Raw genomic sequence first — 14,490 nt, 5'->3', positions numbered from 1 at the left:
CTGACCCTGCTGTAAGACTCTCCCGCGCCGGCCGCCCAAGTGCCCGTGCCAAGAAGGCTCTCCCGCGCCGGTCGCCCAGATGCCCGTGCCAAGCCCGTGCCAAGAAGGCTCTCCCGCGCCGGCCGCCCAAGTGCCCGTGCCAAGGCCGAGCTCAACCTCCCCGGAGGTGGATAGAGTCGATGGATGAGGAGCGCACAGCAGATCCTGGCCGAGGCGGAGGTCATCGCCGTGGTCGGAGCCTCCCGGGATCCGCGCAAGCCGTCGCACACCGTCCCACTGCAGATGCTGCACTTCGGCTGGCGGATCATCCCGGTCAACCCGTTCGTGGACGAGGTCTTCGGCATCAAGACCGTCCCCACGCTCGCCGACCTGCCCGAGGCCGTCGATCTGGTCGACATCTTCCGGCCCGCCGCCGATGCGCTGGAGATCGTCCGGCAGGCCGTCGTGATCAAGGCGCCCGCCGTCTGGCTGCAGAGCGGCATCGTCTCCGCCGAGGCCCGGCGGATCGCCACCGCGGCCGGTATCGACTACATCGAGGACCGCTGCCTCGCGGTCGAGCGGGCCGCCGGACAGCTCAGCAAACTGCGCTGAACCCAACCGGACGGGCCGGACACGCTCGCCAGGGTCCCCCCGGCTACGCCTCGGCTAGTACCGTGCCGGGGTGAACGAGGAGGACCTCTAATGACTTACCCGCCGCCCGGTGGTACGCCGGATCCATACCAGCCCCAGCAGCCGTACGGCCAGCAGCCGGGCTACGACCCCACATCGCCGTATTCGCAGGACCCCTACGCGGCTCCGGCCAGCGGCGCTCCGTCCAGCGGACAGCCGTACGGCCAGCCGCCGCCGTACGGGGCCCCGTCCAGCGGACAGCCCTACGGCCAGCCGCCGCCGTACGGTCAGCAGCCCGGCTACGGTCAGCCGTACGCGCAGCCCGGCTACACGCCGCAGCCGCCGACCAACACCATGGCCATCCTCGCCCTGGTGTTCGCCTTCGTGTTTCCGCCGGCCGCGATCGTCATGGGGCATGTCGCCAAGAAGCAGATGCGGCAGACCGGCGAGTCCGGCGAGGGCCTGGCCACGGCCGGCCTCTGGCTGGGCTACATCTTCACCAGCATCTACGTCCTGATCTGCGCTTTCTACATCGTCATCGCGATCTTCGCGATCGGCTCCAGCGGCTCCACGTACTGACCGACGGCGGGCCCGGTGGATCAGCGTCCACCGGGCAGTCCGTCGCCGGGGTGACTCAGCGGAACTCGGCCTCGCGGACGCTGTTGCCGCCGTCGACCACGAGCATCTGCCCGGTGATGTAGGAAGCCGCGGGCGAGCACAGGAAGGCGATCGCCGCCGCCACCTCGTCCGGGGTGCCCGGGCGCCCGATCGGGGTGCCGAGGCCCTGCTTGATCTCCGTGACGGTGGACGCCGCCGTGTAGATCGTGCCCGGCGCCACGCAGTTGACGTTGATGCCGTCGGCCACCAGCTCCATGGCCAGGGCGCGGGTCAGGCCGACCACGCCCGACTTCGCCGCCGCGTAGGCCGCCTCGGTGGGCAGCGCGTTGATCGGGCCCGCGGTCGCCGCGAGGTTGACGATCCGGCCCCAGCCCTGCTCCGACATGCCGCCGACGAACGCTCGGCTGCACAGGAACGCCGTGCTCAGGTTGCGGTCGATCTCGGCACGCCACTCGTCGTAGGTCAGCTGGGCGACCGGCCGCAGCACCTCGGGGCTGGTGCGGCTGGCCAGGCCAGCGTTGTTGACCAGCACCTCGACGTCGCCGAGCTGGTCGATGACCGCGTCGGCGAGCGCACCGACCTCGGCCTCATCTGTCAGATCGGCGACAAATCCGGTGATGCCCAGCTCGGACGCACGCTCGTGGATCCGGCGCGTCGTCGAGACGATCGCCACCCGGGCACCGAGGTCACGCAGTCGGCGCGCGGTCGCATAACCGATGCCGTCCGGGCTGCCGGCGCCCGTGACCAGGGCGACCTTTCCGTCCAGGCGCAATGTCACGGGGCCCTCCTCGGCTTCGGTCGCGGGTTCCTCCTGGGCAAGGCCGGACTCGGCGACCAGATCGGGGCCCTGCTCCTGCTCAGGCTCGGAACTGGATGCGGCGGAGCGGGGCCGGCGGCCGGCGGCGGGGCGGGTGGCGTCCCGCCTCGAGCGGCTGCCGCTGGCGATGCGGGAGTCGAAGACCATGCGGCGATCCTGCCCGCTCCCGCGTGCGGGGGCAAACATCGGGGCCCCGTGGCGTGCGACGGCCGCCGTGACAGGGCCGCCTATCCTGGCGGGCGCACACCCCCGCGGGACGGAGGCAGTCATGACCTACCCACCGCTGCCCGGGCCGGATGGCGTCTATCCGCCGCCGCCGGATCCCCCCATCCAGGCATACCAGCCGCCGCCACAGCAGCAGGCATACCAGCCGCCCCCACAGCAGTACGGCTACGACTACGGCAGCCCCTACTCCCAGTCGGCTCCGGCCTATCCGGCTCCGGGCTATCCGGCTTATCCGTACGCGTCGCCCCGGCCGACCGAGGGCCTGGCGATCGCGTCGCTGGTGATCTCCTGCGCCGGGGTGCTCGGTCTGTGCCTCTGGAGCATCGGCGGGCTGCTGGGCATCGTCGGAGCGATCCTCGGCCACGTCGCCCGCCGCCGGATCCGCGCCAGCGGTGCGGGCGGCTCCGGGCTGGCGCTGGCCGGCATCATCGTCGGCTGGGTCATCACCGGGGTCGCCGTGCTGGGCGCCCTGGCGCTGGTCCTCATGATCATTAATTCGGAGTCGACGGGCGGCTAAGGCTCAACCGCCGGGTTTGGCAAGCGGGATCACCGGCCCCTGCTCGACGAAGACCAGCGGCGCCGAGCTGCCGTACCGCATGGGCATCTCGCCGCGGGCGAGAGCCACGTCGTCGGTGCCGATCTCCACGCCGGCTCCGTCATGGCGGGCCACGACGCTGGCGATGCGGAGGCCGCCGGCCTGCCAGGCGCCGAGGTCGGCGACGATCCGGTCGTGCCAGCCGGCGAGCTCGGCCATGCTGTGCGCGGCGTCGCGGACCACGATGCAGGTGTTCTCCGCGCTGAGCCGGATGAAGTCGTCGAACTCGGCCGACGGCACGCGGTAGACGATCGCGCGCACCCGCTGCTGGTCGACCTCGATCCCGGCATAGCTGCCGGCGTGGCCGGCCCGGCCGGCGGCGTCGATGCGGCCCATCGCCGCCTCGAGTGCCGCGGGTGTCGCCGGCATGATCCGCCCGCCCACCCGCACGGTCTCGGGCCGGCGCGAGAACTCGCACCCGGCGGTGGTCCAGCCGCCGGTGATGCCGGGCTCGGTGACCTCGGGCTCGCCGCACGAGCTGGTCACGAGCACCGCCCCGAGCAACAGACAGCGGAGCCGGTGTCGACAGCGGCGCATCTCATCCCACCTCTCTACCGCGCACGACGGCAGTTCGCCAAGGTTCAACGAGAGCAACTCCGCCCGGCGGCGGCCGCGCGGAGTTCAGCGTGGCGTGGGATCCGCCGCGTCGGCCAGCGACGCCGTCGCCCGCCGGCGGTCCCGGGTGCCGCCCAGCACCACGACGGCCACGCCCAGCACCAGCAGGCCGAGCCCCGGCAACGCCACCAGCCGCGGCGTCTGGCCGAGCCAGGCCCAGGCCAGCAGGGCCGCTCCCGGCACCTCCAGCAGGACCAGCACGCTCACCGCCGTGGCCGAGGTCCGCTCCAGCGCGTAGTTGAACATCGAGTGCCCCAGCAACTGCGCACCGACCACCAGCGCCAGGATCGCCGCCCAGGTCCGGCCGTCGTAGCCGTGCAGCTCCACCCCGGCCGCCAGGCAGACCGCGAGCAGGATCGCCGCGCACGTGCCGTAGCAGACCCAGGTGTACGTCGTGGTGCTCAGCTGGGACCGGGCCCGTTCCCCGAGCGCCGTGTAGATCGCCGCCGCGATCGCACCGACCAGGGCGAGCACGTCCGCGAAGACAGCCCGCGCCGACACCCCGATGTCGAGCCCGGTGGCCCAGGCCGCACCCGTGACCGCCAGGCCGATGCCCAGCCACCCGGCCGTCGACGGCCGGCGGCCCTGCGCCGCCGCGATCAGGCCCTGCCAGACCGGCTGGGTCGCGACCAGCGCGGTGGCGGTCGCCACCGAGCCGAGTTGCACGCTCGGCATCCAGGTCGCGAAATGCAGCGCCAGCGCCAGGCCGGCGAGCACCGCGAACACTCCGCTTCGGCCGCGCAGCGCCCGCAATTCGGGGCGGCGCGGACCGGCCGTGATCGGGGTCAGCGCGGCGAACGCCAGACCGTTGCGCCAGAACGCCACTGCCAGCGCCGGGGCAGCCGCGAAGGCGATCAGCGGCGCCGAGGTCGAAACCGCGAGGACCGCCACGGCCAGCGCCGCCGCGGTCAGCCACGGGGGCCGTTCGCGGTTTGAACGCATATTCATCCCCCGCCGTCGCTTCTTGCGGATGCGCACATCACAGTTTGTTGACCTCGGTTGAACGGAAAGTGAGCTAGTCGTTACGCTCGCCGCCGATGCGCTTTGGTCAATCCCTCTGGAGAGTGGTTTTAGATGCCCGCGTTTGAAGCGGTCGTGTTCGACTTTTTCGGCACGCTGACCCGTTCCATCACCAGGGGGCCCCAGCATGCCGCCATCGCCCGGGCACTGGGCTGCGATCCCGACACGGTGCTGAGCGTCCTGGATCGTACGTTCCAGGTCCGGGCCCGTGGTCATCTCGGCTCCGCCGAGGCCACCCTGCGCTGGGTCACCGAGCAGGCCGGCGGCTGCCCGCGAACGGCTCAGCTGCAGGCCGCGGTGCCCGCGCGGGTCGACGCGCTGAAGGCCGACACCCGGCTGCGCGCCGACGCGGAGAGCGTTCTCCGGGCCATCCGTCGGCGCGGCCTGCGAACCGCGCTGATCAGCGACTGCACCCACGAACTGCCCGCGTTCCTGCCGAGCATGCCGATCGCGGCGCTGCTCGACGTCAACGTCTTCTCCGTCGAGGTCGGCCGGTGCAAACCCGATCCGCTGATCTACCTGGAAGCGTGCCGCCGGCTGCGGGTAGCCCCCGAGCACTGCCTCTACGTCGGCGACGGCGGCAGCCACGAACTGACCGGCGCGACCGCGGTCGGCATGACCGCCGTCCGATTGGCCGCCCCCGACCTGGCCGACCACCTGGTCTTCGACGCGGACGAGGACTTCGCCGGGCGCAGCGTGCCGTCCCTGACCGCGATCCTCGATCTGCTCGACCGGGTGCCCGCACTGGCCTGACCGCATGCAGGATGCATCGACAACCCGAGCCATCACACCATGCGAGGATGGCCGGGTGACGACCGAGCTCGTGGCTGAGGCGATCAAAAAAGCCGGGATCGCCTGGATCAACATCCCCGGCGGCCCGTCCCTCTGCCTGTGGGTGATGCCGCTGGAGGGCGCGCTCGTCGTGGTCTGCGGACCCGGCGAACAGCAGGCCCCGGGCCTGGCGGAGGCCGCACACGCCGAGGTGCGCCTGCGCGGCGACAACGGCGGCCTGATCGTGATCGTCGAGGCCCGGGTCGAGCGCCTGACCCCGGGCAGCGAGGCGTGGAACGAGATCGCCCCGCAACTGGCCGGCAAGCGCCTGAACGCGTCGGGAACGGCGGAGGAACTGGTCGCACGCTGGGCGGAGGCAGGCAGCGCGGTGCTGCGGCTGACCCCGGGGGACGAGCCGGTCTCCGCCCCGCACCTGCCGACCGGCTCCGAAGCGGCCCCGGTCCGGGAAACCCCGGCCCGCACCAAGGTCCGCCGCCCCTTCCGCCTGCACCGCGTCCGCAAACGCAAGCCTTGATTCGCCACCGTCAAGATCAAGATCAAATTCCGGTCGTGCCTGGTTGCCTGGTGCTGACCGTCGCTCCCGCCGACACCGGGCGAGGGCGGCCAATCGCCTAGCGGCTCATGAACGGCCACCCTCACCCTGCCAGCTGATTGCATGGAACCAACCCCGCCGGCGGGTTCGGTCAGCCGATGAACGGTGGGATCGCGATGTCGCCCCGGGCGACCGGGACCACGTGGCCGGAGACCGTGGCGAGGGTCGCCGTGCCGGCCGTCGCGGTCACGGTGCACTCGATGAGCGACGGCCGGTGCATCTCGACGCCCTGGTGCACGGTGTACGCCGTGGTGCCCTCCCCCGGCAGCCAACCGTGCGCCACCAGCCACACGCCCAGGCCCAGCGCCGCCGAGCCCGTCGCCGCATCCTCCGGCACCGAGACTCCCGGGCAGAACACCCGGACGTACGCCGTCCGCTCGGCCGCCGCCCAGGCGAAGACGCTGATCCCCGTCACACCCAGCGCCCGGGCCCGGTCGGGGTGGGCCCAGGCCCGGGCCAGCGCGTCGCGGCGCACCGGCAGGATCACGAACTCCAGCCCGCAGCCCGCCACCGCCGGCCCGGCCGAGCCGCCCGCGAAGTCGTCCGCGTCCAGGCCGACCAGCTCCAGCAGCTCCGGGACCGGCAGCGCCGCGCCCAGCGTGGGCTTGCCGCCGGTCACCGTCGCCGTGTCGGATGTCACCGTGATCGGCAGCAGGCCCGCGCCGCACTCCTGGATGATCTGCCCCGGCATCACCCGGCCGCGGCGGACCGCGGTCACCGCCGCGCCGACACTCGGGTGGCCCGCGAACGGCAGTTCGGTCTCCGGGGTGAAGATCCGCGTCCGGTACGTCGCGCCGGCCGCCGACGGCAGCACGAACACGGTCTCCGAAAGGTTGAACTCCCGGGCCAGTGTCCGCATCTGATCGCCCGCCAATTCGTCCGCGCCGAACACCACGGCCAGCGGGTTTCCCGCGAAGGGGCGATCGGTGAACACGTCGACGATCTCGTACGCCACGGTAGACATACCTCGACGCTAACTTAGGCTGGGTCCGTGACCATGGGGAGCAGGGTTTATCTGGCGCGGCTCGCGGCGCTGCCCGTTTTCGACCCCAACGGCGACCGGGTCGGCCGGGTGCGCGACGCCGTGCTCCGGCTGCGCACCACCAACCGGCCGCCGCAGGTCGTCGGGCTCGTCGCCGAGATGGCGCTGCGCCGGCGGATCTTCCTGCCGATCGGGCGGGTCACCTCGATGGACGCCGAGGCCGTCGTGCTCAGCACCGGCATGCTCAACCTGCGCCGGTTCGAGAAGCGGCCCAACGAGTTGCTGGTGCTCGAGGAGGTGCTGGACCGGCGGGTCACGATCGAGCCCGAGGACCGGCAGGGCCCCGGCGAGCCCGGCACGGTCGTGGACCTCGGCATGGAGCTCAACCGCAACAACGAGTGGCTGATCACCCGGGTCGCCGTCCGCCAGCACACCGGGCGGCTGACCCGGCGCGGGCACACCTACCAGGTGGACTACGACCGGATCCGCGGCCTGGTCGGGCCGACCGACACCCAGGGCACGTCCAATCTGGTGGCTCTGCTCGAACAGATGCGTCCCGCCGACATGGCGAACGCCCTGCAGGATCTCGCCGACGCGCGGCGCAACGAGGTCGCCGCGGCGCTGAGCGACCGGACGCTGGCCGACGTGCTGGAGGAGCTGCCCGAGCACGACCAGGTGGAGATCCTCATCCAGCTCGACCGGGAACGGGCCGCCGACGTCCTCGAACGGATGGACCCGGACGACGCCGCGGACCTGCTCGCCGAGCTGCCGAAGGCGGAGCAGGCCGTGCTGCTCGACCTGATGGAGCCGGAAGAGGCGGCACCGGTCCGGCAGCTGATGAGCTACACCCCCGGCACCGCGGGCTCGGTGATGACCTCCGAGCCGGTGATCCTGACTCCGGACACGACGGTGGCCGAGGCGCTGGCCCGGATCCGCGAGCCGGAGCTGTCTCCCGTCGTCGCCGCCCAGGTCTTCGTGGCGCGGGCGCCCTCCGCCACCCCGAGCGGCAAATACCTCGGCATGGTCCACTTCCAGCGGCTGCTGCGCGAGCCGCCCTCGTCGATTCTGGGCGGCCTCATCGAGACCGACATAGACCCGCTACGGGCGGAGACGAATCTCACCGAGATCACCCGGCGGATGGCCACCTACGACATGGTGGCGATGCCGGTGGTCGACAACGCATACCGACTGGTCGGGGCGGTGACCGTGGACGACGTGCTGGACCATTCGCTGCCGCGGGACTGGCGTGATCGCGACGCCCAGGACGCTCAGGAAGAGGCCGACGCGCTCCTGCGGCAGGCGCAGCAGGAGCCCGAGGCGGGCACCTCATGAACGAGCAGCGCCGCGACCGGCTCGACCAGCCGATCGAACGGGGCCGGGTACGGCTGCCCCGCTTCGACCCGGAAGCCTTCGGCCGCTGGTCGGAGAGCATCGCCCGGTACATGGGCACGGCCAAGTTCATCGTCTACATGACGATCGTCATCGGCGCCTGGTTCGCCTGGAACACCCTCGCGCCGCGGGACATGCGCTTCGACCCGTACACGTTCACGTTTCTGACCTTGATCCTGTCCTTGCAGGCGTCCTACGCCGCGCCGCTCATCCTGCTCGCGCAGAACCGCCAGGCGGACCGGGACCGCCTGACGATGGAAGAGGACCGGCGCCGCGCGGCCATGCAGAAGGCCGACACCGAGTATCTGGCCCGGGAGATCGCCTCGCTGCGGATCGCCGTGGGCGAGGTCGCGACCCGTGACTTCGTGCGTTCGGAGCTGGCCCGGCTCGCCGACGAACTGGATGAGGCGGCCCATCGGCGCCAGAAGCTGGAACGTAAGGAGTGGGAGGAGGAACGGACCTGAGGCCGCAGTAAACTCGCCGACATGGTCAGCTCCGCCCCTGCTCAGCCAGCCCCCACCATCGAGGACGCGATCCAGGCGGCCCTCGCCACCGTCGATGATCCCGAGATCCGCCGTCCGATCACCGAGCTCGGGATGGTCAAGGGCTTCACCGTCGCCGGGTCCGGCGTGAAGGTCGAGCTGCTGCTCACCGTCGCCGGCTGCCCGCTGCGCGACAAACTCACCGCCGACATCACCGCCGCGGTCACGACGATCCCCGGGATCACCACCGTGGAGATCGACTTCGGCGTCATGACCGAGGAGCAGCGCAAGGCCCTGCAGGCCACGCTGCGCGGCGGCGGAGCTCAATCCGCCGAGCCGGTCATCCCCTTCGCCCAGCCCGGCTCCAAAACCCGGGTGTACGCGGTGGCCAGCGGCAAGGGCGGCGTCGGCAAGTCGAGCGTCACCGTGAACCTGGCAGCCGCCCTCGCCAAGCGTGGCCTGTCGGTCGGCGTGGTCGACGCCGACATCTACGGCCACTCGGTGCCCCGCATGCTCGGCGTCGACGGCCTGCCCACCCGGGTCGAAGACATGATCATGCCGCCGCAGTCGCACGGCGTGAAGGTCATCTCGATCGGCATGTTCACCGCGGGCAACGCCGCCGTCGTCTGGCGCGGCCCGATGCTGCACCGCGCGCTGCAGCAGTTCCTCGCGGACGTCTTCTGGGGCGAGCTGGACGTGCTGCTGCTCGACCTGCCGCCGGGCACCGGTGACGTGGCCATCTCGCTGGCCCAGCTGCTGCCGAACGCCGAGATCCTGGTCGTGACCACGCCGCAGATGGCCGCCGCCGAGGTGGCCGAGCGGGCCGGCGCGATCGCCCTGCAGACCCACCAGCGCCTCATCGGCGTGGTGGAGAACATGTCCTGGCTCGAGCTGCCCGACGGCTCGCGCATGGAGGTCTTCGGCTCGGGCGGCGGCCAGATCGTGGCCGACTCGCTGACCAAGACGGTGGGCGCCTCGGTGCCGCTGCTGGGTCAGATCCCGCTGGACACCCGGGTGCGCGAGGCCGGCGACGCCGGCACGCCGATCGTGCTGACCGAGCCCGACTCCCCCGCCGCCAAGGCGCTGGACGCGGTCGCTGACCGGTTGGCCATCCGGCGCGAGTCACTGGTCGGCAAGCCGCTGGGGCTGCTGGTGAACGCCCGCAAGTAGGGCCTACGTAGCGTCGAGATCGAAGCTGCGCGGCGCCGGGGTGGACTTCTCCACCGCGGCGCCGTTGCCGTTCGCGGCGGAGCTGGCGTCGCCGCGCTGCGCCTTCAGGTCCGCCGCCGAGGCGACCTCGCTGAGATCCGACTTCACGCCGTTGAGGTCGCTCTTCACGTCCTCGAAGAGACCCTGCAGCGGCTTGCGGATCGCCTGCTCGTCATCCTCGCTCAGCAGATGCTTGCGGATGAAGGCCTTCGGGTGCAGGTCTTGCAGCTGGATGTCGGTGCCCAGCTCACGGCTCAGGTCGGTGGTGGCGTTCTGGGCCATCGCGCGCAGGCCGCGCAGCATCCGCAGCCCGTCGCCGATCACCTTGGGCAGCCGCTCGCCGAAGATCAGCAGGGCGAGCATCAGCAGGGCGCCGATCTCCCACCAGTTGAGGTTCTCGAACACGCGCGGACCTCCCTCGTCGCGTACCTGAGCAAGACTACGCACGCACTCTGTGCCCGCGCTGTCCGCCCATGAGGGCGATTCACTTCGCGTCGGCCGCCAGCGTCACGGACGTGGTCTGGATCTTCTTTCCGCGGCGGTATTCGACCGCCACGACCGATTCTGGCGCGTACTTGCGGACCAGCGCGATCAGGTCGGTGCCGTCCTCCAGCAGGTGGCCGTTGATCTTGGTGATCACGTCGCCGGCCTTCAGCCCGGCAGTGGCCGCCGGGCCGGCCGGCTGGACCGACCGCAGCCGCGCCCCGGTGGAGCCCGTGGAGCCGGTGGAACCGCTGGTGGTGACCTCGGCGCCGATCACCGTCCGGCGGGCCTTGCCGTGGTCGATGATCTCGCGGGCCACCCGCATGGCCTGGTTGATCGGGATGGCGAAGGCGAGGCCGATGTTGCCCGCCTCGGTGTCGCTGCCGCCGACGGACCGGATCACCGAGTTGACGCCGACCACCCGCCCGGCCGCGTCGACCAGCGGGCCGCCCGAGTTGCCCTGGTTGACCGCGGCGTCGGTCTGGATGGCCGCGTAGTAGCGGACCGTGCCGCCCGGGTCGCCGGCCTGGATGGTGCGGTCCAGGGCGCTGACGATGCCGGAGGTCACGGTGTTGACCAGAGCCAGCGGCGAGCCGAACGCCAGGACCGGATCGCCGACGGCGATGGAATCCGAGTCGCCGAGTGCGACCGCCGTCACATCTTTCTTTGCGACTTTGATCACTGCGAGGTCCGACTCGGGATCGCGGCCGACCACCGTCGCCGCCGCCGTGGATCCGTCGCTGAAGGACACCGACATGGTGTCGTTCGCGCCCTCCACGACGTGGTCGTTGGTCACCACGTAGCCGTCGGGCGAGATCACGAAGCCCGAACCGATCGCGCCGGTGACCCGGACGGTGACCACGCTGGGCAGCACCTGCTTGGCCACCCCGGCCAGCGAATCGGGGGCCCGCTGGGCGGCCGACGGGGCCGCCAGGGGACTGCCGCCCAGCTGCGCGCCGCCGCCGACCCCGCTGCGGGTGGCGAAGACGAAGCCCAGGGTGCCGCCGAGGCCGCCGGCCAGCAGCGCCGTGACCAGGCAGATGAGCAGGACAGGGGTGATCGAGCGGCGCGGCGCTTCCGGATCGACGACCGGCTCGGGCTGCGGGCCGGTGCTCACCACCGCGGTGGGCACGACCACCGCCGACGGTGCGTACGGATCTCGCCACGGATCGGTCATCGCATCGGACCACCACGGCGAACCTGCCGACGCTCCAGGCGTCGGGGACGGCGGCGGTTGAGGCTGGCGCCAGTTCCAGCCGTCGGTCACGTCGGTGCCTCCCAGGGGTTCGTACCGGAGCGCCCGGCTCCGGCTTCCAGGATGACACGGATCGGCGGGGATCATCCGGTCAGTGGGACCCCGGGCTCCGTCCCGCCGCTTTCCGCCGCCGAAGTCCCGGTGCGCGAAGGGTGAGCATCGCTCTACGCTCATACCCGATGTGCACCGGTTCCGGACTGCGCATCCCCTCTCCAGACGGAGGTCGTCATCGTCACCGCAGCCCGATCGTTCGGCGCACCGACCGCGCAGTCGGTGCAGTTCGCCGAGGCCTACGCCGCCGAGGACATCGTCCTGCAGACCGCGCGCAGCCTCGCCCGCGAGGTCGGGCTGGCGGCCGTGACCCCCGGCGCGGGATCCGTGCTCAGCCTGCTCGCCGCGGCGGGCAGCGCCAAGGCGGTCGTCGAGATCGGCACCGGCACGGGCGTCAGCGGCGTCTGGCTGCTCCGCGGCATGCGCGCGGACGGCGTCCTGACCACGATCGACGTGGAGAACGAGCACCAGCGGATCGCCCGCCGGATCTTTCAGGAGGCGGGCTACGCCGCGTCCCGCACCCGGATCATCACCGGTCGCGCGCTGGACGTGCTGCCCCGCCTCGCCGACGGCGTCTACGACCTGATCTTCGTGGACGCGGACGCCACCGAGTTCGGCGCCTGCGCCGAGGCCGCGCTGCGGCTGCTGCGCCGGGGCGGCGTGCTGGTGGTCAACGGCGCGCTGGCCGGCGGCCGGATCAGCGACCCGGCGGCCCGCGACGTGGACACCATCACGATCCGCGAGACGGTCAAGGCCATCCGCGAGTCGGAGGACTGGACCCCGGCCCTGATCCCGACCGGCGCCGGCCTGCTGGCCGCCGTCAAGCGGTAGCCAGCCAGCGCATAAGGGTCCGGGTGCCCCAGCCGGTGGGGCCCTTGGTGAGGTCACCGTCGTCCTGCTCGATCCAGCTGGGCGCCGACATGTCGATGTGTGCCCAGCGGTCCAGCAGGTCGCCGAGGAACTGGCTCAGGAACAGCGCCGCCACCACCGAGCCGGCGCCCCGCGACGGTGAGCTGTGCCGGTCGGCGATGTCGCTGTCCAGATACTCCCGGTATTCGTCGGGCAGCGGCAGGCGCCACATCTGCTCGCCGGCGGCTGCCCCGGCCGCCGCCAGTGACCCGGCCAGCTCGTCGTTGTGGCTGTACAGGGCGGCGGTGCGCTTGCCGAGGGCGACCGCGTTGGCCCCGGTCAGGGTGGCCAGGTCGAGCACCACGTCCGGGCGCAACTCGGCGACGGCGTAGGCCAGGGCGTCGGCGAGGACCAGGCGGCCCTCCGCGTCGGAATTCGTGGTCTCGGTGGTGGTGCCGTCGTACTGGGTGATGACGTCGCCCGGCCGGTACGCCGAGCCGCTGATCGCGTTTTCCGCCAGCGGCGCGAGCGCGGTGATGCGTACCGGAAGGCGCAGGTCGGCGGCGCCCAGCGTCGCCGCGACGACGGCGGCCGCACCGCTCATGTCCTTCTTCATGAGTTTCATGCCCTCGCGGCTCTTGATCGAGATGCCGCCGGTGTCGAAGGTGATTCCCTTGCCCACCAGGACCACATGCCGGGACGCGGTCGCCGGCCGCCAGCTCAGCTCGAGCAGCCGGGGCGGGGTCGCCGAGCCGGCGCCGACCGCCAGAATGCCGCCGAAACCCTCGGCGGCCAGTTGCTCCGGCTCGCGCACGGTCGCGGTCAGGCCCGGGCGTGTCGCGGCCTCGGCGACGATCTGCGCGGCGAACCAGGCCGGATTCTTCACCGACGGGGGCATGGTGGCGAGGTCGCGCGCCAGCCAGGTCGCGGCGGCGGTCACCCGGGCCAGCTCAAGGCTTCGCTCGTATGTCTCGGCCGCGGTGACGGCGACGGTGACCTCGATGCTCCGGGGGCCCTTCGGCGCGTCCCGGAAGCGGTAGCCGCCGAGCCAGAGGCCCTCGGCGAGACCGCGCAGCGCCGCGGCGGGGACGTCCTCGCCGAGCTGGATCTGCAACGGCTCGTCCGGTCGTACCATCCGGATCACCGCCGCGCCGGCGGCACGCCAGCCAGCCTCGTCGCCGGCGCCGACGCCGACCAGCAGGACCTTCGCGGGTTGCCGCGTCGGGCGCGGCAGCGCCTGCACCGCACCCGGCCGTCCGGGATCATCCGCGCTGCTCAGCAGGGCGGCGACCTCGGCTTCCAGGTCGGTCGGCGCACCACCGACGCCTGGGGACCGGCCGTCGGCACCGACGGCGAGCACGCGGGTGGAATCGTCGGCGAGCCCGGGCGTCAGCCTGATCGCGAACACTGGAGGATGACCTTTCCTCAAGACGTGGAAAGCCCGCCGGTACGGCAGGTACCGTACCGGCGGGCCACGTGAAACGTCAGCCGGCGATCGCCTTCAACGCGTCACCAAGCGCGTTGGCCTCGTCCGGAGTCATCTCAACGACGAGACGGCCACCACCCTCCAGCGGGACGCGCATGACGATGCCGCGCCCTTCCTTGGTGACCTCCAGCGGACCATCGCCCGTCCGCGGCTTCATCGCCGCCATCTTGTCTCCCCTCAGACCTACATCAGGGTCGCGGTGGGTTACCCCACAGCCACTTCGTCAACGCCCCGTGCTCAGCCCCACGGTGCGCCGTACCTCGTTTCGACCGGCGGAGTCGCCCCCGCTGGACCGACCCGAGACCGCAGCGCTGCGAGCCTCGCCCAACGTCACGCGACGTGGCCCACCGTGCCGATCAAACATTTTCCCTGATGAACACCGGCGAACCCAAACCCAGCCCGGGCTGATGTGACAGCGTCT

At 71.8% G+C, this 14,490-nt stretch carries 17 protein-coding genes; 9 read left to right on the top strand and 8 right to left on the bottom strand.

Annotation, left to right across the window (positions count from 1 at the left end):
* The first annotated feature begins 183 nt into the window (after positions 1–183).
* A complete protein-coding gene (locus DMB66_RS09405) occupies positions 184–591 on the top strand; it encodes a CoA-binding protein (protein ID WP_125803642.1) in 408 nt (135 codons plus the stop codon).
* 90 nt (positions 592–681) lie between these two features.
* Positions 682–1,188 (top strand): DUF4190 domain-containing protein, encoded by a 507-nt coding sequence (locus DMB66_RS09400; protein ID WP_125803641.1) that lies wholly within the window; start codon positions 682–684, stop codon positions 1,186–1,188.
* A 55-nt stretch (positions 1,189–1,243) separates the two neighbouring features.
* On the opposite strand, the gene DMB66_RS09395 is transcribed toward DMB66_RS09400, so the two are convergent.
* Positions 1,244–2,191 (bottom strand): SDR family NAD(P)-dependent oxidoreductase, encoded by a 948-nt coding sequence (locus DMB66_RS09395; protein WP_125803640.1) that lies wholly within the window; start codon positions 2,189–2,191, stop codon positions 1,244–1,246.
* A gap of 121 nt (positions 2,192–2,312) precedes the next feature.
* On the opposite strand from DMB66_RS09395, the gene DMB66_RS09390 reads away from it, so the two are divergent.
* A complete protein-coding gene (locus DMB66_RS09390) occupies positions 2,313–2,786 on the top strand; it encodes a DUF4190 domain-containing protein (protein ID WP_158647182.1) in 474 nt (157 codons plus the stop codon).
* Positions 2,787–2,789: 3 nt separating this feature from the next.
* Here DMB66_RS09390 and DMB66_RS09385 read toward each other — a convergent pair whose 3' ends face one another.
* A complete protein-coding gene (locus DMB66_RS09385; RefSeq protein ID WP_125803638.1) occupies positions 2,790–3,401 on the bottom strand; it encodes a hypothetical protein in 612 nt (203 codons plus the stop codon).
* Between the two features lie 84 nt (positions 3,402–3,485).
* Positions 3,486–4,427, bottom strand: a complete 942-nt coding sequence (locus tag DMB66_RS09380) for a DMT family transporter (RefSeq protein ID WP_233624412.1) — start codon at positions 4,425–4,427, stop codon at positions 3,486–3,488.
* Between the two features lie 126 nt (positions 4,428–4,553).
* On the opposite strand from DMB66_RS09380, the gene DMB66_RS09375 reads away from it, so the two are divergent.
* Both DMB66_RS09375 and DMB66_RS09370 read left to right on the top strand, forming a co-directional pair.
* On the top strand, positions 4,554–5,252 hold the full coding sequence (locus tag DMB66_RS09375) for an HAD family hydrolase (RefSeq protein WP_125803637.1): 699 nt from the start codon (positions 4,554–4,556) through the stop codon (positions 5,250–5,252).
* 55 nt (positions 5,253–5,307) lie between these two features.
* Complete coding sequence (locus DMB66_RS09370; RefSeq protein WP_199752165.1) at positions 5,308–5,805, top strand: hypothetical protein; 498 nt, start codon at positions 5,308–5,310, stop codon at positions 5,803–5,805.
* Positions 5,806–5,974: 169 nt separating this feature from the next.
* On the opposite strand, the gene DMB66_RS09365 is transcribed toward DMB66_RS09370, so the two are convergent.
* Positions 5,975–6,847 carry a PhzF family phenazine biosynthesis protein gene (locus tag DMB66_RS09365; protein WP_125803636.1) on the bottom strand — a complete coding sequence of 291 codons (873 nt, stop codon included), beginning with the start codon at positions 6,845–6,847 and terminating at the stop codon, positions 5,975–5,977.
* Positions 6,848–6,880: 33 nt separating this feature from the next.
* On the opposite strand from DMB66_RS09365, the gene DMB66_RS09360 reads away from it, so the two are divergent.
* From DMB66_RS09360 to DMB66_RS09350, 3 genes are read left to right on the top strand one after another with little or no spacing between them, the layout of a single operon-like run.
* Positions 6,881–8,197, top strand: a complete 1,317-nt coding sequence (locus tag DMB66_RS09360) for a magnesium transporter MgtE N-terminal domain-containing protein (RefSeq protein ID WP_370318350.1) — start codon at positions 6,881–6,883, stop codon at positions 8,195–8,197.
* The gene (locus tag DMB66_RS09355; protein ID WP_125803634.1) at positions 8,194–8,718 is read left to right on the top strand and encodes a DUF1003 domain-containing protein; all 525 of its coding nucleotides are present in this window, start codon (positions 8,194–8,196) and stop codon (positions 8,716–8,718) included. Before DMB66_RS09360 ends, DMB66_RS09355 begins: the two co-directional genes overlap by 4 nt.
* A 21-nt stretch (positions 8,719–8,739) precedes the next feature.
* Positions 8,740–9,906, top strand: coding sequence for an Mrp/NBP35 family ATP-binding protein (locus DMB66_RS09350; protein WP_125803633.1), 1,167 nt, complete (start codon positions 8,740–8,742; stop codon positions 9,904–9,906).
* A 3-nt stretch (positions 9,907–9,909) separates the two neighbouring features.
* Here the strand turns inward: DMB66_RS09350 and DMB66_RS09345 are convergent, their stop codons facing one another.
* Together DMB66_RS09345 and DMB66_RS09340 are read right to left on the bottom strand one after the other, a co-directional pair.
* A complete protein-coding gene (locus tag DMB66_RS09345) occupies positions 9,910–10,350 on the bottom strand; it encodes a preprotein translocase subunit TatB (protein WP_125803632.1) in 441 nt (146 codons plus the stop codon).
* A 79-nt stretch (positions 10,351–10,429) separates the two neighbouring features.
* Positions 10,430–11,695: a S1C family serine protease gene (locus DMB66_RS09340; RefSeq protein ID WP_125803631.1), complete on the bottom strand. Its 1,266-nt coding sequence runs from the start codon at positions 11,693–11,695 to the stop codon at positions 10,430–10,432.
* 261 nt (positions 11,696–11,956) lie between these two features.
* On the opposite strand from DMB66_RS09340, the gene DMB66_RS09335 reads away from it, so the two are divergent.
* Positions 11,957–12,565: an O-methyltransferase gene (locus DMB66_RS09335; protein WP_125803630.1), complete on the top strand. Its 609-nt coding sequence runs from the start codon at positions 11,957–11,959 to the stop codon at positions 12,563–12,565.
* On the opposite strand, the gene DMB66_RS09330 is transcribed toward DMB66_RS09335, so the two are convergent.
* Together DMB66_RS09330 and DMB66_RS09325 are read right to left on the bottom strand one after the other, a co-directional pair.
* Positions 12,555–13,943 carry a M17 family metallopeptidase gene (locus DMB66_RS09330; RefSeq protein WP_370318349.1) on the bottom strand — a complete coding sequence of 463 codons (1,389 nt, stop codon included), beginning with the start codon at positions 13,941–13,943 and terminating at the stop codon, positions 12,555–12,557. The two genes, DMB66_RS09335 and DMB66_RS09330, sit on opposite strands and share 11 nt — an antisense overlap.
* Before the next feature lie 124 nt (positions 13,944–14,067).
* Positions 14,068–14,235, bottom strand: coding sequence for a DUF3117 domain-containing protein (locus tag DMB66_RS09325; RefSeq protein ID WP_015625691.1), 168 nt, complete (start codon positions 14,233–14,235; stop codon positions 14,068–14,070).
* Between the last annotated feature and the right edge of the window lie 255 nt (positions 14,236–14,490).

Source organism: Actinoplanes sp. ATCC 53533, from assembly GCF_003947245.1.
Note: the sequence above shows the minus strand (reverse complement) of the source record. Positions and strands in the feature narration are given on the sequence as shown.

Coding starts and splice junctions, on each gene's coding strand:
- DMB66_RS09350 (WP_125803633.1), top strand. CDS start 8,740: ATGGTCAGCTCCGCCCCTGCTCAGCCAGCCCCCACCATCGAGGACGCG.
- DMB66_RS09400 (WP_125803641.1), top strand. CDS start 682: ATGACTTACCCGCCGCCCGGTGGTACGCCGGATCCATACCAGCCCCAG.
- DMB66_RS09395 (WP_125803640.1), bottom strand. CDS start 2,191: ATGGTCTTCGACTCCCGCATCGCCAGCGGCAGCCGCTCGAGGCGGGAC.
- DMB66_RS09390 (WP_158647182.1), top strand. CDS start 2,313: ATGACCTACCCACCGCTGCCCGGGCCGGATGGCGTCTATCCGCCGCCG.
- DMB66_RS09360 (WP_370318350.1), top strand. CDS start 6,881: ATGGGGAGCAGGGTTTATCTGGCGCGGCTCGCGGCGCTGCCCGTTTTC.
- DMB66_RS09405 (WP_125803642.1), top strand. CDS start 184: ATGAGGAGCGCACAGCAGATCCTGGCCGAGGCGGAGGTCATCGCCGTG.
- DMB66_RS09365 (WP_125803636.1), bottom strand. CDS start 6,847: ATGTCTACCGTGGCGTACGAGATCGTCGACGTGTTCACCGATCGCCCC.
- DMB66_RS09355 (WP_125803634.1), top strand. CDS start 8,194: ATGAACGAGCAGCGCCGCGACCGGCTCGACCAGCCGATCGAACGGGGC.
- DMB66_RS09375 (WP_125803637.1), top strand. CDS start 4,554: ATGCCCGCGTTTGAAGCGGTCGTGTTCGACTTTTTCGGCACGCTGACC.
- DMB66_RS09380 (WP_233624412.1), bottom strand. CDS start 4,427: ATGAATATGCGTTCAAACCGCGAACGGCCCCCGTGGCTGACCGCGGCG.
- DMB66_RS09385 (WP_125803638.1), bottom strand. CDS start 3,401: ATGCGCCGCTGTCGACACCGGCTCCGCTGTCTGTTGCTCGGGGCGGTG.
- DMB66_RS09325 (WP_015625691.1), bottom strand. CDS start 14,235: ATGGCGGCGATGAAGCCGCGGACGGGCGATGGTCCGCTGGAGGTCACC.